This window comes from Moorena sp. SIO2C4 (assembly GCF_010672485.1).
Lineage (GTDB): Bacteria > Cyanobacteriota > Cyanobacteriia > Cyanobacteriales > Coleofasciculaceae > Moorena > Moorena producens.
In genome coordinates this window covers 1-1,207 of sequence record NZ_JAAHGN010001523.1, presented here as the reverse complement: position 1 = coordinate 1,207, position 1,207 = coordinate 1, and the positions used below count along the sequence as shown (strand labels likewise).

Annotated in this window: 1 protein-coding gene and 1 pseudogene; both read left to right on the top strand. The window is 41.3% G+C overall.

The genetic code is table 11. From position 1 onward, the window contains the following. Positions 1-585 precede the first annotated feature (585 nt). Positions 586-684 (top strand): annotated as a pseudogene (locus F6K20_RS40415) (BrnT family toxin); the annotation flags it as partial. Positions 685-686: 2 nt separating this feature from the next. Next, positions 687-941 carry a BrnA antitoxin family protein gene (locus F6K20_RS39190; protein WP_044492115.1) on the top strand — a complete coding sequence of 85 codons (255 nt, stop codon included), beginning with the start codon at positions 687-689 and terminating at the stop codon, positions 939-941. The last annotated feature ends 266 nt before the right edge of the window (positions 942-1,207 follow it).

Genomic DNA, 1,207 nt, shown 5'->3' with positions numbered 1-1,207 from the left:
CTGCTCATCAAACTCTGAAAGGTTCTCGTGAAGCAGTAATTTATAGCATGCAGATGCTTTACGCATTAGGCTATGCAGAGATAGCGGAATGGACCCCTCTGGAACCGACTGATGTTCCAGGGGAAGTGATCACTACAATCACCAAGTATTGGTTGTTGCCATAACACTTTGTCTTGATGCAGTCGCTCATGGGGGAAACCCCCAAGACCGCGCTGCATCGCTAAATTTCTGGGGGGGTTTCTCCCCGGGGGCCTTGGTTTTGGTCGAATCAGATAGGAACTGATCAGGTTAAGTTTGCTAATTTTGTGACATAAGAAATTGAAATAGTCGTGGATAGTATTTCTACGGCTATTTTTTTTTGATACTTATCGAAAGAGGGAATTTAGAATTAAGAATTAAGAATTAAGAATTAAGAATTTATAATTAAGAATTAAGAATTTATAATTAAGAATTAAGAATTTATAATTTAGAATTTAGGCGTAGGGTGTGTTAGGGACGGGCTCGCCAAGACGCAAGCCATAGCAAGTGTTAGGTTGTTGCCCGTAACGCACCACCGCGTCAAATAGCATGCATTGAGATGCACCCGTTTTGGTTGTGGTCTATACCTGGCGAGGTGATCAAATCCGTTTGATTTCAGCTCGCAAAGCCACTCGTACTGAACGTAAACAATATTTGGAGGGATGAAGATGGAAGCTGAGTATGATTTTAGTCAAGGTAAGCGTGGCGCGATTGACCCGATGCCATCTGGTAAAACTCGGATCACAATTTGTTTAGATAACGATGTTATTGAGTGGTTTCGTGAGCAGGTACATCTATCTGGTGGAGGCAATTATCAAACCTTGATTAATCAGGTGTTGCGTCAGCACATTCGGCATCAATCGATAGAAGTAGAAGGAGATCAGGAAACTATTCCGATCACAGAAATTATTCAAAGTCAATAAGCTTGATAACATTATCGCTCCGGTAACGATAAAGGAATTTAATCTAAATATTTCAATGGTAAGTTATTAGGATAAAACGTTGATTGACTATAGTCTCTTCAGACAATTCGTGATCCTGAAAATGTTTATACTCACATCTGGCACCATTGGGATTAATCGTCGGTGGGCAGTGCCTATCTAAGCACAAAGCTGAGGTGATCTGATCTGTCTCAAGCACTGCCCACCCTACTTGCTAACTGGCGACAAACGTCAGAACAGTTTTCAAA